Origin of the sequence: Viridibacillus sp. FSL R5-0888 (genome assembly GCF_038009105.1) — a bacterium.
In the GTDB taxonomy this organism is placed as follows: Bacteria; Bacillota; Bacilli; order Bacillales_A; family Planococcaceae; genus Viridibacillus; species Viridibacillus arenosi.
Window position 1 is genome coordinate 4141048 of record NZ_JBBPAU010000001.1, and the last position, 22455, is coordinate 4163502.

Genomic DNA, 22455 nt, shown 5'->3' on the forward strand with positions numbered 1-22455 from the left:
CCAGGGGGATAACATATGTCAAAGGAGCAATATCATGCCGGAAACTCATTAACTTTGCGATTACGAAAAAGTGATGAGGGCATTATGAAATGGGCCGGTGCTCAATCTGAAATCGGAGATTCTATACGGTTCCTAATCGAGCAAGAGATACAGAGAAACGGGTTTAAGGATTTGTCTTTGGAGATTAAAAACAAACGTCCTATCCTTCCTACCTCTACAGACATAGAGCCAAATTTACTAGCTTATTTATACAATCGCAATGAACCCGTAGCAATTAATGATGCATATGAGGAAATGCGCGAGATGTTCGAAATCACTGAGGATGAAGCACGTATTACAGTACGTGATGGTCAAGAGCCTCAATGGAAAAACAATGTTCGTTGGGCTAGTCAACAGCTGAATATTAAAAACTTTATCCGCAAAGATTCTCAGTATGGTTATTGGGAGATTTCAGAAGATGGCAAAGTTTATTACGAAAAAACTCAAAATAATATTACTATGCAAAAAGAGGTTGCTCATAAGCCAATTTAATTGACTATGAGCAACCTCTTTTTTATAAAAATGTTATTAGTTTTTAGCAGATTCAAATGCTTGAACATATTCACGAGCTGCTGCTGTAATTTCAGCTGCTGTGTTGAATTTATAAATTGCACTGCCTACACCTACGCAAATTGCGCCATTTTTGAAATACGATTGAATATTACTTAAATCGATACCACCAGTTGGCATTAACGGAATTTGTGGAAGTGGACCTTTAACATTTTTTAAATAATCAGCCCCAAGTGTGTTTGCCGGGAATACTTTTACGATATCTGCGCCTAATGAATACGCTGTGGCAATTTCAGTTGGTGAGAATGCTCCAATTGCGACAAAGCAGTCATTTTCCTTTGCTACTGTAATAGCATCTGCCACAACGATTGGTGTAACGATAAAATCTGCTCCTGCATCGATTGAAGCTTGTGCATCTGCTCCACTTAAAATTGTGCCTGCACCGACAAATAGTTTGTCCTGGAAATGCTCCTTTGCAACTTTAATAGAATCTAAACCTTCGTCGCCCTCGATTGTAATTTCAACTGCCTTTAAACCACCCTCATATAATGCTTGCAGTAAATCAATAACTGTAGCTGTTTCCATACCGCGCATAACAGGGATGACACCTGCTTCTTTCATACGTAAAAGTGCTTGTTCTTTATTCATTTGAATTCCCCTTACCTCTCTAAAGTGATTTGTGCTTTATTTGTTCGGAAATAACCTTGTTGGAAGTATTCAGGTGTTTGCTCGAATGTAATTTTCTTTGTAACATAGCCCCCTTTAACCGATCCGTTTTGCATAGAATCAATGACATATTGGAAATCTTCTAAAGTAGCATTTCTACTTCCTAGTAATGTCATTTCTTTTGCATGAAAATCTGGATCGAAGAAGCTTATTGTACCTTTCACTAAACCAACATAGACTACTTTTCTTCCATGCTCTGCATATTCAAACGCTTTCATCATCGAATGCTTATTGCCAGTAGCATCAAAAACAATAGTTGGCAATTGGCCATTATTTTTTTCTCTTAATTCATCTAATACTTGCTCACTTGGCTGAAATACTGCATCTGCATCTGTCCAGTCTTTACTATAGTTAAGGCGTTCTTCGCTTAAATCCATTAGGAAAGTTGTAGCACCTTGTAACTTGGCAAATCAGTGATTTTTCTATCTTGTAATTTAATCACATAGCCCTTTTCTAAATCTTCCAATGCAATGGCTACATTATCAGCTATATTGATTTGAATAGTTTTTTGAGACACCAATTAGTAACAACCCCTTCTTGAAAGATTAAATAGTCCACTAAAATAAAAGATGCATGTATTATTTCAATATACAATTAAGTTAATGAAAAATATTACATGCATTTTTTTGTCCTATTCGATTTGCGTCTATACTATCTTTGTATATCTTTCTTTAAACCTAGGAATTTTTCTAGATCCTCTATATAAGGTAAACCTTCATTATCTCCTGGTACTGTTAATACGAATGCTGCTACAGAGTTTGCAAAGCTTAATCGTTTTTCCATTGTCCAGCCGTTAATAATTCCGTAAATGTAACCAGATGCAAAGGCATCTCCTGCACCAATTTCGTCGACAATTTCTAAATTTTCTAAGGCTGATGATGAAGTGATTTGGTCGTCTTCGTAACCAACTGCACCTTTCGATCCGCGCTTTAAGACAAAATTCTTGATGCTATAGGTTTCTTGCAAAAGTTGAGTAAGTTCATCCATTTTACTTGTCGAAAATAATATTTCTGCTTCTTCTTCACCCATCATAATCATGTCTACATATGGTAAATAAGAACATAATGTATTACGAGCTTCTTCAGCACTCCATAACTTCAGGCGAATATTAGGATCAAGAGTAACATAAACATTATTTTTTTTAGCTATTTTTAATAATGCTAAAATAATTTCTCGGTTGTTTTTATGAATGGCTGAAAATACGCCACTAATGTGAAGAATTTTGAATTGCCTTACGTATTCTTCATCTATATCCGTAGTTTCAAATGTTTCTGTAGGAGAATTCCCTCTATAGTAATATGAGTTGATACGATTGGCGTTTAAAATTTCTTTAAAATATACTGACGTTGGATAACCTTCCACTAGCTTCACATGCTCAACATCAATACCTTCTCCTCGAGCAAATGAATAAATATGCCTGCCGAATTCATCCTGTCCTAAACGACTAATCCAACCTGATTTCAATCCTAATCTTGAACAGCCAATAGCTACATTAAGCTCTGCGCCTCCTACTTTTCTTTCAAAGGAATTTACAAATCTTAATGGCCCATTAGACATAGGATTCATTGTGATGAGTGCGTCACCTATTGTTAGTACATCCAATATATTCGCTCCCATTCTTTTTGTTTTTAAGTTGAAGAACGTTCTACTAATTGTGGTTCAAAACGGATAATAGTTTCTTCCGTTTTTTCATGATCATCTGCTTTTTTTAATAACTGCTTTGCTGCATAAGTACCAATCTCATAAGATGGCTGTGTTACAACTGTGATTGGAGGATTGTATATCTCTGAAAAGCTAACTTCATCTATACTTACCAAAGCGATATCTGTTGGAATTATTAACGATTTTTTTCGGCAAAACTTCAAAACTTCAAGTAATGTCAGGTCATTCCCACAAATAATTGCATCTGGCACTTCATCTTGTGAAAACATAAAATGTATTTTCTCCTGCATTTTATGAATTTGCTCACCTGCACAAAACTGTTCTAAAAGTGGCAAATTGTGCTTTTGCAACGCTTTTTTAAATCCGTTCATCCGCTCTATACGAGGGGTAATATTCATTTCAATAGAAGTTGTTAAAAATGCTATATTTCGATATCCTTTTTTCACTAAATGATCAACAGCAAGAAAAGAGGCTTTCTCGTTATCTAATAACACCGAAGTTATGTCCGTATTTTCTACAGATCTATCTACAAAAACGAGGGGATAACCACTTTTCTCTAACTTCTTATATAAGTCTAAGTTGCCGCCTGTCGGGAAAATTATTAATCCATCCACTTGTTTCGCTCTTAGTGTTTCAATATACTTTCTTTCTTTTGAAGGTTGATCATCTGCATTACAAACTATGACATTTACATTTTTGAGCTGGCATTCATCTTCAATTGCACGAATAACTTGTGTTGAAAATGTGTGCAAGATGTTCGCAACAATGACACCGATTGTATATGTCTTTTTCTGTTTTAAACTCCGTGCGATTATGTTTGGTTGATAATTCAACTCATCAATGGCACATTCAATTCTTTTCTTTGTTTCCAAACTCATATATTCAAAACGGTTGTTAATATACTGTGATACCGTACTTTTCGAGACATTCGCTTTGTTGGCGACATCCGCCATTGTTACTCGTTCCATTTGTCATCTCTCCATTTTTAATAAATCGGTTTAGTTATTTATTAAAATTATAGGGCATTTTCACTTCTAGCACAATTTTTACAATTTATTGAAGACAAGAAGTGAAAAATAATTCCCTATGTATGAAGATATCTTATTTAACTTAAGCTACTGTCTCTTCATTTGGCTTAATAATAGGTTTGACGAAACGAATAACTGCTAGTGAAGCAACTATTGCTAAGCCCCCTGCTAATAGGAATGCTGCTGTATATGTTCCTGTAGTATCTACAAGATAACCTGTTAAAGTTGGTCCAATAATCCCTGCAGTATTTGCTAAGAAGTGCATGAAACCTCCTACTGAACCTACATTACTTTGATCTACTACATCATTGATAATTGCCCAATAAATTGCACCAGTTAAGTATAAGAAGAATACAGATGCTGCTACTAAAGCAACTGCACTTACAGTCGTTGTTACTAATCCAGCAAATCCAATACATAATGCCGAAAGGAATAAACATGACACAAGTATTAATTTACGAGAGAACAAAACACCTTTTTGTAAAAACTTTTTATAAATAAAGTCTGAAACAAAACCACCCATTGCAAGACCAATAAAACCTAAAACCCAAGGAATAACTGTAATAATACTCATATCCTTAACACTCAATCCACGTGCACTTACTAAATAGCTCGGGAACCATGTTAAGAAGAAAAATAAAATATAGTTATAAGCGAAAAATGCAAAGGCAGTAAATAAGACTGTTTTTTGTTTAATATAGAAGGTAAATTTTAATTTGCTTTCTTTTATTAAATTCATATCTTCTTTTTGATCTTTGTCACCAGCTTTTTCTGGTTTTTCCTTCACAAATTTCCACCAGAAAGCCGCCCAGATTAAACCAATGATCATAATTGCGATAAATGAAATTCTCCAACCATATGCTATTGCAATATAACCAACAATTGGTCCTGAAATTGCTCCGCCAAGTGGGGTACCACTATTTGTTAATCCGACAACGGAAGCACGTTGGTTCGGCGGAAACCAGTTATTGACCATCTTATTAATGGTGGCTGATAACGGACCTTCTCCCATACCAAACAACACGCGAATAACGATCATACTAACAAATCCAACTGCTAAAACTAACGCACCACTAAATAATGACCAAACAATCATTGCTACAAAAAGCGTCATTTTTGCCCCAAATTTATCTGAAGCCATACCCCCGAAAAAGTTGAATAACGCATATCCAACAGAGAAACTACTGAAAATAATCCCCATTTGCGTTGCAGTTAACGATAAATCATCTTTAATGAACGGTGCTGCAATTGATAGTGCAGAACGATCAAGATAGTTAATCACACCAGCTAAAAATAAAAATGCTATTACAACGCCTCTGCCTTGTGAAAACATAAAATCACCCCAATTGTCATTTTATTAAACGTAATAAACCGATTTAGTAATATCGCACAAAATTCACGTTTCCCTTAAACTCCTGAGTAAGCAATAAAACCACCATCTACCGGTACTGTTATTCCTGTTACAAAACCTGAATAAGCTTCATCAGAGAGCCATAATAATGTTCCAAGCAAATCTTCTGGCTGACCGAAACGTTTCATCGGAGTCGCCGTTAATATTTTTTTAGAGCGTGGTGTATAGCCGCCCTCTTCGTTGACCAATAAATTATGATTTTGTTTTGTTAGGAAAAAACCTGGGGCAATTGCATTTACACGTAATCCTGCTTCAGCGAAATGAACGGCCATCCATTGAGTAAAATTATTAATAGACGCTTTTGCAGCACTATAAGCTGGCACTTTAGTCATTGGAGAGTAAGCGCTCATAGACGAAATATTAATAATCGAAGGTGATTCACTTTTTAAAAGTACTTCCCCGAATACTTGACTAGCCAAAAAGCTTCCTGTGAAATTGCTAGAAAAGACTTTATAAAATCCTTCTTCTTTTAAATCAAAGAAACTTTTCCCCTCTGTTTCTTCTTCATAAATTTCAGTTGATGTTATAGCATCGGCATCATTTCCGCCTGCACCGTTAATCAACAAATCGATACGACCAAATTGCTTCAAAACTTGTTCTTTTGCTAGCACTAACTCATCGCGACTTAGGACATCTGTTACAACTGAAATAGCCGTTCCACCTGCTGATACAATTTCATCTACAATGACTTGTCCCTTTGCAGCTGTTCTATTCAAAATGGCTATTTTCATCCCATGACGAGCTAACTCTATTGCCATGCGGGAGCATAAAACACCGCTCCCACCCGTAATTACAGCAACTCTACCAGTTAGATTTTCATGAATTGGTATCATCTCGTATTACCTTCTTCAATTGTTTTGTACGCATCCCAAAGGCCAAGTAAATACATAATTCCTAATGCACGGTCATATAAACCGTAACCAGGTCTACATTTTTCTCCCCAAATATGACGGCCGTGGTCTGGTCTTACATAACCTGTATAATCTTGTTTATGTAATACATTTACAATACCTTTGACATCTATTGAACCATCTTGTGTATAGTGCGATGTTTCAACAAAGTCACCATTGTCATAGATTTTCACGTTACGAATATGAGCAAATGGGGAACGATATGCATATTTTTCTGCAATTTCCACCATATCATTTTCAGGACTAGCTCCCATTGAACCAGAGCAGAATGTAAAGGCATTTGAAGGTGAGTCTGAAATTCCGATTAATTTTTCATAGCTTTGGGCACCTGTGATAATACGAGGTAATCCAAAGATTGAATATGGTGGATCATCCGGATGAATTGCCATTTTAACATTGCACTCTTCGGCCACTGGTAAAATTGCTTCCAAGAAATATCCCAGATTTTCCCACAATCGTTGTTCGTCGATTTCTTTATACGCTTCGAATAGTTCAGAAATCTTCGCCATTTTTTCTGGCTCCCAACCTGGAAGTGTTAAATCTGACGCTGAAGCTACTGTATTAATAAGTTCTTTTGGATCTAAATTTTCCACTTTTGCTTTTTCAAAAAACAATGCTGTTGAGCCATCTTCTAAAGGATGGAACATTTCTGTACGTGTCCAGTCGAAAATCGGCATGAAGTTATAACAAATTGTATTAACTCCAACTGCTGCAAGATTACGTATTGTTTGTTTATAATTTTCGATATACTGATCGCGTTCAGCATTACCTAATTTAATTGATTCATGGACATTCACACTTTCCACTACAGCTGTGTGGAATCCAAAGCTTTGAATATAATCTACTTCACTCTGAATCTCTTCTTTTCCCCAAACTTCACCAACCGGTTTTTGATGTAATGCCCAAACAATTCCCTGTACACCTGGGATTTGCTTCACTTGCTCTAAAGTAACTGTGTCATTACCTCGTCCATACCATCTAAATGTAATATTCATATAGCACCTCCGACATTTTTTCTTTTTACTCAAATGTGATAATAGCTTTTCTAACTTGATCTGGATGTTTTTCGATAAAGTCAAAAGCCTCTTGAACTTGATCAACTGTAAATGTATGTGTAATTAACCCATCATGACGTAACTTTCCTTCATTCAATAATTGAACAATTTTAGGGAATTGGTAGGTTTGTAAACGTGATCCAGTTACTGTAATTTGCTTTTTCGTAATTGGTAATTGCGAAATAGCCGCTGGACGCTCATCAAATCCTAACACGACTATGTTACCTGCAGCAGACACTACTTCAAATGATAACTCGAAAGTTGAAGGTAAACATACTGCATCAATCACAATATTTGCTCCTTCACCGTCTGTTATTGCCATTACACGTTCCTTCACATCTTCTGAGCCTACTTGTATGACTTCATCTGCCCCTAATTGTTTTGCATAAGCAAGTCGTTCTTCACTTAAATCTGTAATGAAAACTTTAGCACCTTGAATTTTTGCTAGTTTCAAAATACAAATTCCAATTGGACCGGCTCCTTGGATTAAAACGGTATCTCCCTTTTCTACTCCGCCTCTCCAAACAGCTTGTGCACCAATTGTATATGGTTCCGCCAACACGACTTCTTCCCATGGTAATGCAGAATCTACTACATGAAGTTGCTTCTCCGGAAGTACGATCCACTCACGCATACCTCCGTCTTCATGAACACCGAAAACAGACAATTGCTCACATACATTAGGTTGACCTTTACGACACGCATAACATTTCCCACAGTAACTAATTGGTTCTACAACGACATGGTCTCCTACTTTTAAATTTGTTACTTCAGAAGCGATTTCTACTACTTCTCCTGTTACCTCATGACCAACAACTCTTGGTAAAGTAGCAAGTGGATTTGTCCCATGATAAATATGCATATCTGACCCGCATATCCCAACACGTTTAACTTTCACAAGTACATCTGTACCTTCGCTTACTTGTGGTTTTTCCATATCTTTCATAACCAGCTCATATGGCCCTAATACTTGAAGCGCTTTCATTTTTAACATCCTTTCTTTTAGAAACTTATAGTTATAAGCAGTCTTTCTAATTTAGATGCAAATTCATAGATTACACATTACCTATTTAGATCAAAAATTTTTTCATTTGTAGAATTTTGTTGTCCTATGTAGCTAATTTAGGTATTTATAAACAATAAATCGGTTTAGTATTTATAAAATATAGTTACTAAATCGGTTTAGTGAAATTATAAAGGATATATTTTTCAAAATCAATTATTAATTGAGACAATTTTGTTTATATTTTCACTATTTTAAATAGGGTAAATTTAACAATTTGATAAATAAATAGAGAGAATACTAATGTAGTATGTCAATGATCAACCCATCTTTTATGTAACAAAAATACTATTATTAACAATAAATGACACATAACAACTTCGAGTTTATAATTAAAATTAGTATATTTTTTATCCTTTATCTAAATAATATAAACAGTTCGTTTTTAGGAGGAAGTACATGAAACCGATTATTAAAGTTCTAGATGTTACATTAAACAACCTAAAAAACGTAAAATATGGAACATTCCACATCGATACAAATTTTGACAAATTAGAAGAGGCTAATGTTATTGGATTCTATGGTCAAAATGGTTCAGGTAAGACTGCAGTTGTACAGGCATTTCAAATTTTATCGGCACTCTTAGATGGTGGAATCTATAAAAAACTTCCTCATGTTCATCATCTACATATATACTACGGTGAATCATCTTTACAACTAAATTTCCAATTCATCATCAAAAATAAATTTGGCGAGTATTTCTTAAAATACGCTGTTTCTCTTGTGGTTGGTGAACAAAGGTTAAATGTGATGGCAGAAAGCTTAAGTTATCGAGAAAATAAACGAGGTAAACGCTTTAAAAATATACTCTCAAAAAACGGAGAAGAAGTTACTATCCGCACTACCAATCTCACCTCTTTAAACCAAAATGATCGAGTTAAAGTATTAGTAGCAAACCATCTTTCTAAAGAAAATCATTCTTCTTTCATTTTCAGAAAAGAAGTTAGAAATATTCTTCCCAATTATTTAGATGAAGTGGAAATGGCACTCATTCAAAATATTATTTTTGACTTCAAAAGAGATTTGCATATCATTGATAATACGCAGTTTGGCAATTTAATCTCTAATATTACGATGCCTTTTAATATACATCTCGAAAATAAACGTGGCGTGATTCCCTCCAAATTAGAAGATACTACTTTACTGCCAAAAGACATGTTCAATGCAATGAAAGAATTAATAGAACAAACGAACATTGTCCTTAAAATGCTTATTCCTGGTTTACAGATTAAAATTCATGTTCTTCATACACAAAAATTGAATGACGGATCTGATGGTGTGCTCGTTGAATTTCTTTCTCGAAAAGGCGACATCGAGCTACCTTTGAAATGTGAATCCGAGGGTACATTGAAAATAATTTCTATCTTAAGTACACTCATTGCTGTTTATAACAATCCTAATGCATGCGTTATTATTGATGAATTAGATGCTGGTGTATTTGAATACTTATTAGGTGAATTACTTGAAATTATCCATGAGAATGGAGCAGGCCAATTGATATTCACTTCTCATAACTTACGTATCCTTGAAGTACTACCAATTCATAATTTATGGTTCACTACTACCAATGAAGAGAATCGTTATATGCAATTAAAAGGTGTTAAAAAGCTTAATAATCCTAGGGATGTTTATTTACGTGCAATACAGTTAGGTGGTCAAGACGAAGCAATTTATAAAGAAACGAATGCCTATGATATGAAGAGAGCATTTAGAAAAGCGGCTATTATTAATGAGTAAAAAAGCGAAAAAAGTTGTCTTGTTACTAGTAGAAGGTGCCTGTGAAGAAGCTTTATTATACGATCGAATACGTACATTATTTAATAATAATGAAATTAGATTCGACATTATTAAAGGGGATATTTTGGGGGATTTAAATCAAAAGAACTCCAATATAAAAAACTTAATTGGAGATCGTGTTAAAAGCTATATTAATAAAATGAAATTAGGCCCTACAGATTTATTGGCAATTATCCAAATAGCCGATACAGACGGCTGCTTCATCGGCGAATCGGCCGTAATTATTGATGAAAACCAAGATAGATTAACACTTTATAACGCTACAACAATCAGCGTGCCAAATAGTAATCAACAAAGTAAAATTATTGAAAGAAACAAATTAAAAAGCAAAAACATTCATACCATGCGGACACTCAATACCATTTTATCTGGCAAGGTAAATTATCAAATTTATTATTTTTCAAGAGCACTTGAACATATTTTGTTTAACGAAGCCAATCCAGAAACACGTTATAAAGTACGTGAGGTTGAGGAGTTTTTAGAAAATGAACAAAAGCCAATAGAAGAGTTTCTTTCTAATTTTTTACCCATTTCAACTAGTATGACATTAGAAGAAAAGTATTTGGAAAGTTGGCAAAGCATATCTGCTGACCTTGCCTCTTTAGAAAGATTTACTAATGTATCTCTAATGTTCGATTATATGAAAATGATTAACGAGTAACAATAAAAGCCTTGAAACCGATTAATTTTGGTTTCAAGGCTTTTACTTTACTTATTCAAACTTTGTACTGTTGGTATCGTCAAATTTTTATGACGCTTTACTGGATCCAATTTGCGCTCTATGAAACCAAGTATCAAATCTGTAATGATAGCCATCAGTGCTGTTGGAATGGCACCTGCTAGAATAATCGCTGTACCATCCGTAGCATTTGTACCACGGATGATAATATCCCCAAGTCCACCTGCTCCAATGAAAGCACCAATTGCTGTAATACCGATAGCAACAACAAGGGCTATACGAATTCCTGCAATAATTACAGAGAGTGAGAGTGGTAACTCAATCATATACAGCACTTGAATGCGTGTCATTCCCATCCCTCTACCGGAATCGGTAAGATCCTTATTAATATTATTAATACCTGTATATGTGTTTTTAATAATCGGCAGTAATGAATATAGGAATACCGTGATAATTACTGTCGTTTTTCCAAGCCCCATACCTAGCATAAGAATCGCTAGTAATGCAAGCGCTGGTATAGTCTGTATAATATTCGCTATCGTAATGATAAACCCTGATAATTTAGCGTATTTCGAAATTAGTACGCCTAGTGGAATACCGACGATGGCTGCTAAGATTACACCGTAAATTGAGATAAAAAAATGTGTTATAAATTGCTCGAATACATAAGAACCATTTTCAGAGAAGTAGTAAAAGAATTGTTGGAATGTATTTAAATCAGTCATCCTTTTTCCCTCCTTCTTCATCTTCAAAATAATTATGTTCTTCTAAAAATTTTTCGGCCACAATAGCTGGTTCAACTAGATTGTTATCAGCTTCATAGTTAAGCTTTTGCATTTGCTCTGTTGAAATTTTACCTATTAATTTTTCAATCGCTTCTTTTACTTTTGGTTTTGCTTCTAATAATTCATTTACTGCAAGAGTACTCGCATCATACGGTGGGAAGAATTGTCGGTCATCCTCTAATACAACAAGATCATAACTTGCAATACGACCATCTGTTGTATAGCCAAGAATCACATCCATTTTGCCTGCTTCTACAGCATCGTAGACAAGCCCAATCTGCATAGGATAAACGTCTTTAAAATCAAAACCATACGTTTTCACAAAGTCTTTATAGCCATCCCCTACACGATTGACCCATGAGTTGTCGACGCCTGCCTGTAAATCTTTTGCGATGCCTTTTAAGTCACTCACTTTTTTCAAATGATGCTTTTCAGCCATTTCACGTGTGACCATAAATGCATACGTATTTGCAAAACCATATGTGTCGAAAAATGTTTGATCATAGCGCTCTTGGAATATTTTTTGTACAGTATCCATCGCTTTTTTAGGATCTTTAACAGGATCTTCTTTTAAAGCCCCAGTAAGGTCTGTTCCTGTATAACGTGTTGAAGAAATATTTGCATCGCCGTTAATCATTGCTTGATGCAGCACGACACTTGATCCTAAATTATTAATCAGTTCTACCTTTTCATCTGTTTCATGTTCAATTATTAATTTCAGCATATTAGCCATAATCTTACTTTCTGTCGTTGTCATTGAAGCAATTTTCACGTCATTATCATCACTTGAACCGGTTAGTGAACAAGCAGATAAAATTAACACCGTCATAATCAAGCCAATGGTAATTATTTTTTTATATTTCATAAGCATGTTCCCCTCCTAACGTTCAATTTTTAAACCTCTTGGTGTAGCCCACTTTTCTACTTTAGATAATATAAAGTCAGTAATTAAGGCCAAAATAGTTACTAATACAGCGCCGCCAATAATAAATTCAGGTTGATAAAGGTTCAGTCCATTAAAAATAAAATCACCTAAGCCACCTGCTCCTATGTAAGATGCTAACGTTGCCCATGAGATTGCGTACACTGCAGATAAGCGAATCCCAGACATAATGACAGGGATAGCTAATGGCAGTTCCACCATCCCGATGGATTGTATTTTTGTCATTCCCATACTAATTCCTGCTGATTTCAGACCTGAATTCACAGAATTCATACCAATATAAGTATTATTTAAAATAGGTAATAGTGTGTAGATAAATAGAGCAATAATTGCAGGGATTTTCCCGACTCCTAAGAATGGAATCATAATTGCTAAAATAGCTAATGACGGCAGTGTTTGTAAAACACTTGTAATACCTAAAACGATTTTAGCGGTTCTCTGTAGTTTTGATAATAAAATACCTAAAGGAACTGCAACGACTATACCTAAAATTAAAGCTATAGCAGATATATAAAAATGTTCCCATGTTTTTTGCACAATATCTCCGCCGTTTTGTGTTATAAAATCAATCATCTACTCACGTCCTTTCTATTTAGTTAATATTCAGTTAAGTTGTTTATTAGATTCACTTTGTTGCTCTGGATTAATACCATTTGCATCCTCATTTATTTCCTCATCACCCCAAATAGTGTCGTATACCATATCCACAATATTTGCACGAGTAACAAGTCCAATTAAACGATGCTCTTCATCTACAACAGGAATGTGTTTTAAATTCCGCTTTAAAATACGACGCACTGAATCTTGTAATTTTGTACCATTTCGTACATAAAAGACGTCTTTTTCTACTGCTTCAGAAATGCTAGAAGTGGTATGTCGTGCCGTAGTTAATCCCTCAACATCGATATAACCTTTCAAATGATTTTGTCCATCAACAACAAATAATGTGTCGACACGCTTTGTCACCATCAAACGAAAAGCATCATTAATACTTTTTTCTAACGTTATAGAGATTGGTTTAATCATTACATCATCAACAATTTTTGCACTTGGTTTTTCTTGCATTAAACGGTGAGAGCCAATAAATTCACGAACAAATTCGTTAGCAGGGTTAGATAGGATATTGTCAGGAGTATCAAATTGGATAACTTGGCCACTATGCATTATGCAAATACGATCTGCCAATTTAATCGCTTCGTCCATATCGTGCGTGACGAAAATTACTGTTTTACCAAGACGTTGCTGTAAATCTTTCATCAAGTCTTGTAGCGTGTCACGAGTAATAGGGTCTAATGCGCCGAATGGTTCGTCCATTAAGATAATGTCTTGGTCTGCGGCTAATGCCCGGAGCACGCCGATACGCTGTTGTTGACCACCAGATAATTGCGCGGGATATAGATCGAGATAGCTTTGAGGTAAATTAACAAGTTCAATGAGGCGTTCTGCTGTTTGATCTTTCTTTTCTTTTGTCCATTTTAACAATTTAGGTACAAGCGTAATATTTTCACGAATGGTCATATGTGGCATAAGACCGATTTGTTGAATAACATATCCAATACTCCTACGAAGTGCTACGGGGTTCTTTTTCGCTAAATCTTCCCCTTCTAAGTATATGGTGCCTTTGGTTGGTTCTATCATTCTATTAATCATACGCATGGCAGTCGTTTTCCCACTTCCACTTGTACCGATAAAGGCGACAAATTCACCGCGTTCTATTTCAATATTCATATCATCAACGGCTTTCTTTCCACCCCTATATACTTTCGATAAATTCTCTATCTTTAGCATAAGTATTCCCCCTCAAATTTTATAACCTAAGTTCTTTTACCCACTATCGATAGACATTAAACCTCAAAAAATAAAAATATTGAAAATATTTACTTGATTGTATAATTCATCACAATTTCCAACTGTATGAATGTGCTTGTTTCAATACGTCAAATGCTTTGATTCCTTGCAATCTACTGATCATTGATAATTAAAATCCTTCATTTATATCCAATAGAATTTATCTCATTTTAAATTGTAATCTTAGGTTCTTTTCTATAACTTTTAATCCCTACAAAAATACTTTGTTTTTCATATTGACTTTCATCTTTAGAAAAAGTAAGATAATTGAAACAATAGAATATTACTTATCATGAGAAGCTAAGGGACTGGTCCGATGAAGCTTCAGCAACCACTGTATAACAGAATGGTGCTACTTCCAGCAAGAGAAATCTTGACAGATAAGGGTGCATACACAACATTTAAGCTCCCTCTATTATAAATGGGGGATTTTTTATACCTTCAATACATAGTAATTCTATAAGAATTATAAACTTAGAAAAGACGAGGGGATTTATTATGAAAGAGATATTTATAAGAACAGAGCTACAACGACAATGGTTAGATAAGCTAGCGTTGCTTCAAGACCAAATTACAGGTAGCGCCGCAACTGTAGATGAATTATCTATCTTTCCTAAAGAGAGCTTTAGCCTGCTACGCGAAATTGGCTATCCTGCAATCACTTTGCCGAAAGAATTTGGTGGCGAAGGATTTTCAGTTTACGATATGGTCCTTCTACAAGAAACACTTGCAAGCTACGATGAGAATACTTCACTTTCAATGGGCTGGACTTTAGGAGTTGTGGGTGAATTGTATCAGGAGAAATTGTGGTCAGATGACAAGCTTAATTTTTTTGCAAACGAAGTACAAAATGGCGCCATTGTGAATCGTTCTGTAAGTGAGGCACGCACTGGCAGCCCCACTCGAGGCGGGCGTCCTGGAACAACTGCAGTTCGTTCTGAAATAGGGTGGCTTATAAATGGACGCAAAATTTTCACAACGGCTTCCCCTGTTTTAGATTATTTTTTAACTTCTGCTTGGATTGAAGAAAAACAACAAGTCGGGTTCTTTTTAATTCATAAAGATACAGCAGGGGTATCTATTGAAGAAACGTGGGATGTTATGTCGATGCGCGGCACATCAAGTCACGACTTAATATTACAAAATGTTAAAGTAAGTGACTCGGATTTAGTCGAATTACCAAATCATCCAAGCGGAGGTAAAATCAACGGCTGGTTGTTGCATATTCCTGCAACATATTTAGGCATAGCACAAGCAGCTCGTGATTATGCGGTTCACTTCGCAAATCATCATCAACCAAATAGCTTAAATTCACCGATCAGCTCATTACCAAATGTGCAGCATCAATTAGGTGAAATTGAGTTAAAACTTCAGCAATCTAGATTTGTCTTATATGGTACAGCAGAAGCTTATGACGACCCAAAACGAAGAGACTCATTGAGCAATGAAATTGCCGTTGCCAAACATACAGTGACTAATGCAGCCATTGATATCGTTGATAAAGCTATGAGAGTAGTAGGTGCAAAAAGTTTACAAAACGCTAATCCATTACAACGATATTACCGGAATGTCCGTGCGGGTCTACACAATCCTCCAATGGATGATATGACTATTACAAAATTAGCATTAACAGCTATTGAAGAAGAAAAGAAAAAGAATTCGATTGTGAATTAATAATAAAAAAATAAACTTAAAAGGGGTTTTAAGATATGTTCAGTAAAAAACTATTAAAATTTGCAGCAGTCGGTATTACTTCAATAGCAATTTTAGCTGGTTGCTCTACAAGTGAAGCATCCGATTCTAAAGATAAAGGAAATTCCTCTAAAGTACGTACCGTGAAAGTTGCCTTTGACCAAGCGAGTAAGCCAATTTCATATATTGACGACCAAGGTAATCCAACTGGATACGATGTAGAAGTGATGAAGCTAGTAGATGAATTATTACCAGACTATAAATTTGAATATGTAGGCACGACTAGTGACGACCTATTGATTGGTGTCGAACAAGGTAAATACCAAGTCGGTGTCAAAAATGCCTTCTTCACAGAAGAGCGTACAGAAAAATTCATCTACCCTAAAGAGTTCCTTGGCTTAAGTAGTGCAGGTTTAGTATTACGTAAAGAGGATGAAAATATTAAGTCGTTAAAAGACTTTGCATCAGCAGGTTACTCTCTAGCACCAATCGCTGCTAATAATGCTCAATATACAGTCATCGATGAATACAACAAAAAAAATCCAGATAACAAAGTAAAACTAAAAGCTGGAGATGCTTTCACTATCGATATTGTTCAATGGGTCAATGAAGGTCGAGTAGATGGTGGTGTAATGATTGAAGGTCCTTTTAACCAACAAGTTACAGCCAAAGACGGTGCTTATCATAAATTAGAAAATGACATTGTGTACAACGAATTTGCAGTAATTAAAACATGGCCACTATACAACAAAAAAGAACAGAAATTTGCAGATGCATACGACAAAGCTATAAAACAAATTAAAGAAGAACAAAAAACAAATGAACTAAGCAAAAAATTCTACGACCGTGATTTATTTGAAGTACTTGAGCAAGTGGAACGTTAATTGCTTATGCATACGTAACGTCCTTAGGCTGTTGAGTCATTACACTCAACAGCCTTTCCAATACAAAACGAAAATGGTGAGCATATGGAAAAATATTTTGATGCATCTTACATCTGGGAGTCACTCCCTATTTTACTCCCCTTTCTAAAGGTGACATTTATGATAGCAGGTCTGTCCATTTTACTAGGTTCTTTTTTCGGTTTATTACTTGCGATAGCCAAACTGAGTAGCAGTAGAATTGCTCAAAAACTTGCAAACGGCTATACAACTATCATGCGTTGTACACCTTCAATCGTCTTACTATTTCTCGTTTATTATGGTGTACCTGCATTAGCTGAAAATTTCGGCCTCAATTTGCATGATATTGATACAGCCATATTTGTTATCGTAACTTTCACACTACAATTTGCAGCCATTATGTCAGAAGTAATTCGTTCTTCTTACGGTTCAATTGACAAGGGCCAATACGAAGCAGCTGTTAGTGTAGGCCTAACACCTTTTCAGGCCTATCGTCGTATTATTTTTCCACAAGCTTTAGTTGTAGCACTCCCCAATCTTGGTAACGGTATGATTGCCTTATTACAAGAAGGTGCACTTGCTTATACTATCGGGCTTATTGATGTCGTTGGAAAAGCTAATCTCATTATCGCCAGCAATATAAATGCACATGCTCTCGAAATTTTTATCGCTTTAGCAATCATCTACTGGGTATTGTCATTGATCATCGAAAAATTCTTCTCAATTCTAGAGAAATTCTTTAGTAAAGGTAAAAAAACTTTGGAGACAACATAAGGAGGTACGCGCATGTCTGAAGGATTAAATTATAATTTTTTGATTGATACATTTTTCGTCGCATTGTCTGGCGTACCAGTGGCCCTACTCGTGACTATTGTTTCTTTACTGATTGCTATACCTCTTGCGTTTTCACTCGCTTTAACACGTATTTATCGAATACCTTTTATACAACGTTTAACTCAAGTGTACGTATCTTTTGTACGAGGTACACCTATTATTATTCAAATCTTCATCGTCTATAGTAGCGTTCCATTAATTTTAACCGCACTATTTAAAAAATATGATATTGCTATTGATGTCTATAAAATCCATCCAATTTGGTACGCCTTTATCGTCTTTTCATTTAGCACTACTGCCATTTTAATCGAGATTTTCCGTTCTGCACTGAGCACAGTCAACAAAGGACAGTTAGAAGCTGCACATTCGGTAGGCTTAACGACTTATCAAGCATACCGACGCATCATCATTCCACAAGCACTTGTGGTAGCACTACCGAATATTTGTACAGCAACCGTCAACCTCATCAAAGCTACTTCCCTTGGTTACGCAATGTCTTTACAGGAAATCACATTGAAAGCTAAGGTTGCTGCAAACGTAGGTTACAACTATGTTGAAGCATATATAGATATATTCATCGTGTACTTAATCTTATGTAGTGTTGTCGAATATGGATTTAAATTGTATGAAAAACACTTACGGAAATATAAATTAGCAAATGCTTAAAACTGGGGTGTGATAATATGTTAAATATTAAAAATGTGCATAAATCATTTGGCAATAATGAAATATTAAAAGGTGTCGACTTATCCATTGATAAGGGGGATGTTGTCGTCATCTTAGGTCCTAGTGGTTCCGGTAAAACGACTTTACTCCGTTGCCTTAACTTTTTAGAAAAGGCAGATCAAGGTCATGCTACTTTCGGAGAAATTGATGTAGATTTACATGATGCAAAGAAAAAAGATATTCATGCTATTCGACAGAAAATTGCATTTGTCTTTCAAAACTACAACCTATTTAACAATAAAACTGCACTTGAAAACGTCATAGAAGGCCTTATTATTGGACGTAAAGTGCCAAAAAATGAAGCTATTGAAATCGGTAAAAAAGCTTTAAGTAAAGTTGGTCTTACCGACAAATATGATGCTTATCCAAGCCAACTGTCAGGTGGACAACAACAACGAGTTGGTATTGCACGTGCAGTTGCTTTGAATCCTGATATTATTCTTTTTGATGAACCTACATCTGCTCTAGATCCAGAGCTTGTTGGTGAAGTACTAGCTGTTATGAAGAATATCGCCAATGAAGGTACAACAATGCTTGTAGTTACTCATGAGATGTCCTTTGCTAAAGATGTAGCTAACCGCGTTATCTTTATGGATGGTGGCGTTGTCGTTGAGGAAGGTAATCCTCATGAAATTTTCGTTAAACCTAAAGAAGAACGTACGAAGAAATTTTTAAAACGTGTGCTACCTGAAGATTATTCATTCTTTATTTAAATTAAAAAACGCCCACCTCTAAGTTTTATAAGAGGTGGGCGTTTTCTAATTTATTTATTTACGTTTCCATAGTACTAACATCGAAATTGTAATCAATGTAAAACCGATAAAAGATAAAAATGGAATCGTTACAAAGCCAAACCAATTAATATATTGCCCTGAGCAAGGTACTCCATTTGTGCATGTACTGAACTCATGCATGGATGGTATCTTTTGTAATGCATAATGATAGCCAGAGAGAAGCATCCCAAAAGTCGACATTGGAAGCACATATTTATAAATCGCTTTATCATTCCTATAAAATGCCATCCCTAAGAAAAAGACAAGTGGGTACATTAATATACGCTGATACCAACAAAGTGTACATGGGATAAAACCCATTTTTTCACTAAAAAACAAACTACCCATCATGGCTATAATCGACGTTATCCAGCCAAAGAGGAGTGCTTTATTTACCATTAGCAGTCGCCTCTTCTACCATTTTCACAAAATCATCGTATGTGTTTCCAGTGAATTGCTTGCCATCAATATAGATAGTTGGTGTTGATTGGACACCGAGATTTTTTGCCATTTGCATATCTTTATCCCATGCTTCTTGTCCCGCATTTTCACCAAAAGCTTTCATTACCTTTTTAGTTTCTTTCTCAGTGGCTATTTCAGATAATGCATCTTCTAAAAAGTCCTCAGTATATAAATCTACTTTTTCATAAGATAAATCTGTTGGTTGTTTACTGAACATTAGTTCATGGAAAGCCCAAAACTTCTCATTTCCCAATTCTTTATAGACCGTTTCGGCAAATTTGGCTGAACGATTGGAATCGACATTAATAAAAGAATAATTCACAAAGTAAAACTTGGCTTTCCCTGTTTCAACAAGGTCTTTATTAATAATAGGAAACAGTCGATCATTGAAGTCTTTACAACTTGGGCATTTATAATCACCAAATTCAACAATATCTACGGGTGCTGATGCTTCACCTAAAAACGGTTGCCCTTTATAATCAATTTCTGCCGATTTTTCTGCAGAATTCGTTAAAAAAATAATACCTACGATACAAACTACTACTATACCTACAAACCAAAATATTTTCTTAGACATTAATAAGCACTCCTAATCAAGACTACATTACGTAGTGTATTGGGGTAAAAAATTTACGCCAAGGCGTAAATAAATAAAGAACAAATAAAGCTAAAAACTGCTAAAGAGATTACTAACATTTTCACTGGTAAATTCCATTGAATTTCTCTTAACGGATCTAAAATAAAGCCAATTCGATAGTTAACAGATGTATCTGCAAATGATGCATAAGAAAAAGGCATTTTTTCATACTTACTTACTTTTAACATCTTCAACAAGGCACTACCCAAGTGGACAGATGTCTGCTGTTTTTCAATAGCATATTCATCTGCTAGTAATTCTTTCATGATTTTATATTTCTGATTACACCAATCTAAAATCGGAATATACCACATTGTAGATGAACAGAGTTCCATTAAAAAGATTTTAAGTGGATCTCGATTTTCCTTATGGTACATCTCGTGTGAAATAACCGCTTCTAACTCTTCGTCAGATATAAGATTCATCAAACCTGTTGATAAGACGATCTTTGGTCTTATAAACCCAATAGTAAGTGCTAATGGTGTAGGATGAGAAATGACAAGCAATACCTCTTTACCTTGGCTATATATACAATTCATATTGAGTGTAAGCATATTCTCTCTATATTGCTTAAATCTCTTTTTCATACGAATAGCATGATAGAATTGAGATCCTATTTTCCATATAGTCAAAATCAGTGTATAGCCGACCAGTATATCAAGTATATAGTCCAGTGAAGACAATCCTGCTATCCTCATCCAGCTATGACAGACGGCTACAAGATTGTATTGAACAGTCCAACCAGCTATCTTTGCTACGAAATATAAACCCATTTCTAAAAAAATAATTCCCGAAATAATGAGTGATACGATGAGGGTGATAGACGAGTGACGTTTGTACATACGTTACATGTCCTTTTTCAGTTCTTTAATTTTTTTCTCAAGCATAGCTACAAGATCATCATCGACATCTTCTAATGCATCAAGCATATGGCTAACTACAACATTACCAAACTCGTCAATTAGCTCATTAGTCATTTCTTTAGATTGTGTATTCAAAAAGTCATCTCTCGAGAGAACTGGCTTATACAAAGACGATCTACCTTCTGTTCTCTTTTGAAGAATTCCCTTTTCTACTAATCGATTCATGACTGTCATGACTGTGTTAAAGTTCGTCAACTTTTCTTGATCAAGTGTTTGTTGAACATCTTTGATGGTCATTTCTACATCGTTCCATAAAATGTCCATAATCTTTGCTTCTAGAGGGCCAAAAAAACGATTTAACCCACTTTCGTTCATTTTGAATTTTCGAATCCTCACGACTTGTTCACCTCACATTACTCATTGTAGTGTTACGTCTATTTCCAGTCAAGAATTGTTAACCAAATACTATTTATTAACATCATTTATCATCTTTAATTATTAAATATATTATGAATTCATTAAATTTGAGGGTTCAAATAACATTCTTTAATTAGAAAACTGTTAAGATATGCGTATAGTTTTTCTATCATGGGCATCTTATGATTGGAGGTATCGTCATGACTCAACAAAATAACACAGCTATATGCGCCATCAAATATCATTTAGTAGAGCGGATTACAGGTTGGTTTGAACAAACAACACAACGTACTACTCACCACATACACTTGTATACCGATTCAGTTTCAACTGCCAAAAAAATCTTTAAGTTAGAACATGTTCATGACATGTCATATAAACCTTTCTCTAGTGGGTCCGGATTATTTTATTTGCATACAAACCAAGGAGTATTCATGTTCGAAATCGAAGTGGATCCAACTCAATTTATTCAAACGTATAAAAGAATACGTGGATGAAGATTTTTTTATAAGTAGCTAATAGTTCTTTTACCTCTGTGCTATTCCATCGCTCACTAGCCACTTTCTATTATCTTCTAATACTCTGATATAGCATTCAGGTGCATTGTAAGCATTCCTGATTTATAATGAAAGGTATGAAATGAATAGAGAGTATTAATTTGGGGTTAAAGAGAGGCGCATAAGTTGCGTCAT

General features: G+C 35.1%; 26 protein-coding genes and 1 riboswitch. Of the genes, 9 read left to right on the forward strand and 17 right to left on the reverse strand.

Annotated elements, in window-relative coordinates; genetic code table 11:
- Positions 1-15 precede the first annotated feature (15 nt).
- Positions 16-531 (forward strand): winged helix-turn-helix domain-containing protein, encoded by a 516-nt coding sequence (locus tag MKY02_RS20405; protein WP_038180621.1) that lies wholly within the window; start codon positions 16-18, stop codon positions 529-531.
- A 36-nt stretch (positions 532-567) separates the two neighbouring features.
- Here the strand turns inward: MKY02_RS20405 and MKY02_RS20410 are convergent, their stop codons facing one another.
- The 9 genes from MKY02_RS20410 to MKY02_RS20450 form a co-directional block, all read right to left on the reverse strand.
- Positions 568-1197: a bifunctional 4-hydroxy-2-oxoglutarate aldolase/2-dehydro-3-deoxy-phosphogluconate aldolase gene (locus MKY02_RS20410; RefSeq protein WP_038180624.1), complete on the reverse strand. Its 630-nt coding sequence runs from the start codon at positions 1195-1197 to the stop codon at positions 568-570.
- 11 nt (positions 1198-1208) lie between these two features.
- Complete coding sequence (locus MKY02_RS20415) at positions 1209-1652, reverse strand: zinc-binding dehydrogenase (protein WP_340711646.1); 444 nt, start codon at positions 1650-1652, stop codon at positions 1209-1211.
- The gene (locus MKY02_RS20420; RefSeq protein ID WP_155981162.1) at positions 1652-1795 is read right to left on the reverse strand and encodes a hypothetical protein; all 144 of its coding nucleotides are present in this window, start codon (positions 1793-1795) and stop codon (positions 1652-1654) included. Before MKY02_RS20420 ends, MKY02_RS20415 begins: the two co-directional genes overlap by 1 nt.
- Before the next feature lie 131 nt (positions 1796-1926).
- A complete protein-coding gene (locus MKY02_RS20425) occupies positions 1927-2877 on the reverse strand; it encodes a sugar kinase (RefSeq protein ID WP_038180627.1) in 951 nt (316 codons plus the stop codon).
- Positions 2878-2903: 26 nt separating this feature from the next.
- Complete coding sequence (locus MKY02_RS20430) at positions 2904-3905, reverse strand: substrate-binding domain-containing protein (RefSeq protein ID WP_038180630.1); 1002 nt, start codon at positions 3903-3905, stop codon at positions 2904-2906.
- 142 nt (positions 3906-4047) lie between these two features.
- Positions 4048-5298 carry an MFS transporter gene (locus tag MKY02_RS20435; protein WP_038180633.1) on the reverse strand — a complete coding sequence of 417 codons (1251 nt, stop codon included), beginning with the start codon at positions 5296-5298 and terminating at the stop codon, positions 4048-4050.
- Positions 5299-5372: 74 nt separating this feature from the next.
- Entirely contained in the window at positions 5373-6209 is an 837-nt protein-coding gene (locus MKY02_RS20440) for an SDR family oxidoreductase (protein WP_038180636.1), read from the reverse strand.
- Positions 6206-7282: a mannonate dehydratase gene (gene uxuA / locus MKY02_RS20445; protein WP_076034222.1), complete on the reverse strand. Its 1077-nt coding sequence runs from the start codon at positions 7280-7282 to the stop codon at positions 6206-6208. Before uxuA ends, MKY02_RS20440 begins: the two co-directional genes overlap by 4 nt.
- A gap of 25 nt (positions 7283-7307) precedes the next feature.
- On the reverse strand, positions 7308-8327 hold the full coding sequence (locus MKY02_RS20450) for a zinc-binding alcohol dehydrogenase family protein (protein ID WP_038180641.1): 1020 nt from the start codon (positions 8325-8327) through the stop codon (positions 7308-7310).
- Between the two features lie 477 nt (positions 8328-8804).
- Between MKY02_RS20450 and MKY02_RS20455 the strand changes: the two genes are divergently transcribed.
- On the forward strand, positions 8805-10142 hold the full coding sequence (locus tag MKY02_RS20455) for an AAA family ATPase (protein ID WP_038180643.1): 1338 nt from the start codon (positions 8805-8807) through the stop codon (positions 10140-10142).
- Entirely contained in the window at positions 10135-10863 is a 729-nt protein-coding gene (locus MKY02_RS20460; RefSeq protein WP_038180645.1) for a hypothetical protein, read from the forward strand. Before MKY02_RS20455 ends, MKY02_RS20460 begins: the two co-directional genes overlap by 8 nt.
- Before the next feature lie 47 nt (positions 10864-10910).
- Here MKY02_RS20460 and MKY02_RS20465 read toward each other — a convergent pair whose 3' ends face one another.
- From MKY02_RS20465 to MKY02_RS20480, 4 genes are read right to left on the reverse strand one after another with little or no spacing between them, the layout of a single operon-like run.
- Positions 10911-11606, reverse strand: coding sequence for an ABC transporter permease (locus MKY02_RS20465; protein ID WP_340711647.1), 696 nt, complete (start codon positions 11604-11606; stop codon positions 10911-10913).
- A complete protein-coding gene (locus MKY02_RS20470) occupies positions 11599-12531 on the reverse strand; it encodes an osmoprotectant ABC transporter substrate-binding protein (protein ID WP_340711648.1) in 933 nt (310 codons plus the stop codon). Before MKY02_RS20470 ends, MKY02_RS20465 begins: the two co-directional genes overlap by 8 nt.
- A 15-nt stretch (positions 12532-12546) precedes the next feature.
- Entirely contained in the window at positions 12547-13182 is a 636-nt protein-coding gene (locus tag MKY02_RS20475) for an ABC transporter permease (protein WP_038180651.1), read from the reverse strand.
- A gap of 30 nt (positions 13183-13212) precedes the next feature.
- Positions 13213-14397 (reverse strand): betaine/proline/choline family ABC transporter ATP-binding protein, encoded by a 1185-nt coding sequence (locus tag MKY02_RS20480; protein WP_038180654.1) that lies wholly within the window; start codon positions 14395-14397, stop codon positions 13213-13215.
- A gap of 344 nt (positions 14398-14741) precedes the next feature.
- Positions 14742-14844, forward strand: a riboswitch (SAM riboswitch).
- A 111-nt stretch (positions 14845-14955) separates the two neighbouring features.
- Here MKY02_RS20480 and MKY02_RS20485 point away from each other — a divergent pair.
- From MKY02_RS20485 to MKY02_RS20505, 5 genes are all read left to right on the forward strand, one after another.
- Positions 14956-16131, forward strand: a complete 1176-nt coding sequence (locus MKY02_RS20485) for an acyl-CoA dehydrogenase family protein (RefSeq protein WP_038180656.1) — start codon at positions 14956-14958, stop codon at positions 16129-16131.
- A gap of 35 nt (positions 16132-16166) precedes the next feature.
- Positions 16167-17033, forward strand: coding sequence for a transporter substrate-binding domain-containing protein (locus MKY02_RS20490; protein WP_038180659.1), 867 nt, complete (start codon positions 16167-16169; stop codon positions 17031-17033).
- Positions 17034-17117: 84 nt separating this feature from the next.
- Positions 17118-17825: an amino acid ABC transporter permease gene (locus MKY02_RS20495; protein WP_340711649.1), complete on the forward strand. Its 708-nt coding sequence runs from the start codon at positions 17118-17120 to the stop codon at positions 17823-17825.
- A 12-nt stretch (positions 17826-17837) separates the two neighbouring features.
- Complete coding sequence (locus tag MKY02_RS20500) at positions 17838-18551, forward strand: amino acid ABC transporter permease (protein ID WP_340711650.1); 714 nt, start codon at positions 17838-17840, stop codon at positions 18549-18551.
- A 17-nt stretch (positions 18552-18568) separates the two neighbouring features.
- The gene (locus tag MKY02_RS20505; RefSeq protein ID WP_038180666.1) at positions 18569-19324 is read left to right on the forward strand and encodes an amino acid ABC transporter ATP-binding protein; all 756 of its coding nucleotides are present in this window, start codon (positions 18569-18571) and stop codon (positions 19322-19324) included.
- Between the two features lie 54 nt (positions 19325-19378).
- On the opposite strand, the gene MKY02_RS20510 is transcribed toward MKY02_RS20505, so the two are convergent.
- The 4 genes from MKY02_RS20510 to MKY02_RS20525 are packed head-to-tail and all read right to left on the reverse strand — an operon-like array spanning position 19379 to position 21742.
- Entirely contained in the window at positions 19379-19783 is a 405-nt protein-coding gene (locus MKY02_RS20510; RefSeq protein ID WP_038180669.1) for a disulfide oxidoreductase, read from the reverse strand.
- On the reverse strand, positions 19773-20423 hold the full coding sequence (locus tag MKY02_RS20515) for a DsbA family protein (protein WP_340709379.1): 651 nt from the start codon (positions 20421-20423) through the stop codon (positions 19773-19775). The genes MKY02_RS20510 and MKY02_RS20515 overlap by 11 nt, the downstream gene beginning before the upstream one ends.
- Before the next feature lie 53 nt (positions 20424-20476).
- Entirely contained in the window at positions 20477-21325 is an 849-nt protein-coding gene (locus tag MKY02_RS20520; RefSeq protein ID WP_340709380.1) for a M56 family metallopeptidase, read from the reverse strand.
- 3 nt (positions 21326-21328) lie between these two features.
- Positions 21329-21742 carry a BlaI/MecI/CopY family transcriptional regulator gene (locus MKY02_RS20525; protein WP_340709381.1) on the reverse strand — a complete coding sequence of 138 codons (414 nt, stop codon included), beginning with the start codon at positions 21740-21742 and terminating at the stop codon, positions 21329-21331.
- 221 nt (positions 21743-21963) lie between these two features.
- On the opposite strand from MKY02_RS20525, the gene MKY02_RS20530 reads away from it, so the two are divergent.
- Positions 21964-22260 (forward strand): hypothetical protein, encoded by a 297-nt coding sequence (locus MKY02_RS20530; RefSeq protein ID WP_038180679.1) that lies wholly within the window; start codon positions 21964-21966, stop codon positions 22258-22260.
- Positions 22261-22455 lie beyond the last annotated feature (195 nt).

What these genes read in the sequence shown, in the direction of transcription:
- MKY02_RS20465 (WP_340711647.1), bottom strand. Translation starts at nt 11,606, where the DNA reads ATGACTGATTTAAATACATTCCAACAATTCTTTTACTACTTCTCTGAA.
- MKY02_RS20440 (WP_038180636.1), bottom strand. Translation starts at nt 6,209, where the DNA reads ATGATACCAATTCATGAAAATCTAACTGGTAGAGTTGCTGTAATTACG.
- MKY02_RS20455 (WP_038180643.1), top strand. Translation starts at nt 8,805, where the DNA reads ATGAAACCGATTATTAAAGTTCTAGATGTTACATTAAACAACCTAAAA.
- MKY02_RS20530 (WP_038180679.1), top strand. Translation starts at nt 21,964, where the DNA reads ATGACTCAACAAAATAACACAGCTATATGCGCCATCAAATATCATTTA.
- MKY02_RS20505 (WP_038180666.1), top strand. Translation starts at nt 18,569, where the DNA reads ATGTTAAATATTAAAAATGTGCATAAATCATTTGGCAATAATGAAATA.
- MKY02_RS20435 (WP_038180633.1), bottom strand. Translation starts at nt 5,298, where the DNA reads ATGTTTTCACAAGGCAGAGGCGTTGTAATAGCATTTTTATTTTTAGCT.
- MKY02_RS20450 (WP_038180641.1), bottom strand. Translation starts at nt 8,327, where the DNA reads ATGAAAGCGCTTCAAGTATTAGGGCCATATGAGCTGGTTATGAAAGAT.
- MKY02_RS20405 (WP_038180621.1), top strand. Translation starts at nt 16, where the DNA reads ATGTCAAAGGAGCAATATCATGCCGGAAACTCATTAACTTTGCGATTA.
- MKY02_RS20430 (WP_038180630.1), bottom strand. Translation starts at nt 3,905, where the DNA reads ATGGAACGAGTAACAATGGCGGATGTCGCCAACAAAGCGAATGTCTCG.
- MKY02_RS20510 (WP_038180669.1), bottom strand. Translation starts at nt 19,783, where the DNA reads ATGGTAAATAAAGCACTCCTCTTTGGCTGGATAACGTCGATTATAGCC.
- MKY02_RS20515 (WP_340709379.1), bottom strand. Translation starts at nt 20,423, where the DNA reads ATGTCTAAGAAAATATTTTGGTTTGTAGGTATAGTAGTAGTTTGTATC.
- MKY02_RS20410 (WP_038180624.1), bottom strand. Translation starts at nt 1,197, where the DNA reads ATGAATAAAGAACAAGCACTTTTACGTATGAAAGAAGCAGGTGTCATC.
- MKY02_RS20475 (WP_038180651.1), bottom strand. Translation starts at nt 13,182, where the DNA reads ATGATTGATTTTATAACACAAAACGGCGGAGATATTGTGCAAAAAACA.
- MKY02_RS20490 (WP_038180659.1), top strand. Translation starts at nt 16,167, where the DNA reads ATGTTCAGTAAAAAACTATTAAAATTTGCAGCAGTCGGTATTACTTCA.
- MKY02_RS20520 (WP_340709380.1), bottom strand. Translation starts at nt 21,325, where the DNA reads ATGTACAAACGTCACTCGTCTATCACCCTCATCGTATCACTCATTATT.
- MKY02_RS20480 (WP_038180654.1), bottom strand. Translation starts at nt 14,397, where the DNA reads ATGCTAAAGATAGAGAATTTATCGAAAGTATATAGGGGTGGAAAGAAA.
- MKY02_RS20460 (WP_038180645.1), top strand. Translation starts at nt 10,135, where the DNA reads ATGAGTAAAAAAGCGAAAAAAGTTGTCTTGTTACTAGTAGAAGGTGCC.
- MKY02_RS20485 (WP_038180656.1), top strand. Translation starts at nt 14,956, where the DNA reads ATGAAAGAGATATTTATAAGAACAGAGCTACAACGACAATGGTTAGAT.
- MKY02_RS20470 (WP_340711648.1), bottom strand. Translation starts at nt 12,531, where the DNA reads ATGAAATATAAAAAAATAATTACCATTGGCTTGATTATGACGGTGTTA.
- MKY02_RS20500 (WP_340711650.1), top strand. Translation starts at nt 17,838, where the DNA reads ATGTCTGAAGGATTAAATTATAATTTTTTGATTGATACATTTTTCGTC.
- MKY02_RS20415 (WP_340711646.1), bottom strand. Translation starts at nt 1,652, where the DNA reads ATGGATTTAAGCGAAGAACGCCTTAACTATAGTAAAGACTGGACAGAT.
- uxuA (WP_076034222.1), bottom strand. Translation starts at nt 7,282, where the DNA reads ATGAATATTACATTTAGATGGTATGGACGAGGTAATGACACAGTTACT.
- MKY02_RS20495 (WP_340711649.1), top strand. Translation starts at nt 17,118, where the DNA reads ATGGAAAAATATTTTGATGCATCTTACATCTGGGAGTCACTCCCTATT.